This window comes from Prevotella sp. SGI.167, assembly GCF_050313615.1.
Lineage (GTDB): Bacteria > Bacteroidota > Bacteroidia > Bacteroidales > Bacteroidaceae > Prevotella.
In genome coordinates this window covers 1-448 of the sequence record NZ_JBNPLT010000140.1, presented here as the reverse complement: position 1 = coordinate 448, position 448 = coordinate 1, and the positions used below count along the sequence as shown (strand labels likewise).

Sequence of the window (448 nt, the reverse complement as noted above, 5' to 3'; positions counted from 1 at the left end):
AACTCTTTCAAGTCGGCCAATAAAAATGGATTAGGAGTTTCTGTTTCTACACAAATATCCAAATCGCTTTGCTCTGTTTGCTCATTTCGTGATACGGAACCAAAAATGCGCAAGGTCTTGATTCCAAAATCTTTAGTAATCTTGGAACTATTTTGCCTAATTATTGCGATATAATCTTGAACTGTTCTCATAACACTTATCTTTTAAGACAGTGCAAATATAAGAAATTATCTGGTATCTTCCAAACTTTTTGCCATGTTTTTGCAAATTTCCCCACAAAATATCATTTTAAAACTTTGGTACTTTCAAATATTAATCGTAATTTTGCAACATATTAGAGTAACCAAAAATAAGGAGGATTACAATATGACTAAAATAATGTCAAACCCAAAAGAACCAACAGTTGCCTATCGTCACGATTATGCAACAGAGGCTCATAACGAATCCG

2 protein-coding genes are annotated in these 448 nt (G+C 32.8%); one reads left to right on the top strand and one right to left on the bottom strand.

The window, feature by feature from the left end:
* Window positions 1-191, bottom strand: a 191-nt coding sequence (locus tag ACQRBJ_RS16255) for a nucleotidyltransferase family protein (protein WP_445304264.1), incomplete at its 3' end; no start/stop codon positions are given.
* A gap of 64 nt (window positions 192-255) precedes the next feature.
* Here ACQRBJ_RS16255 and ACQRBJ_RS16250 point away from each other — a divergent pair.
* The coding region (locus tag ACQRBJ_RS16250; protein WP_445304263.1) for a hypothetical protein at window positions 256-448 on the top strand (193 nt) is incomplete at its 3' end.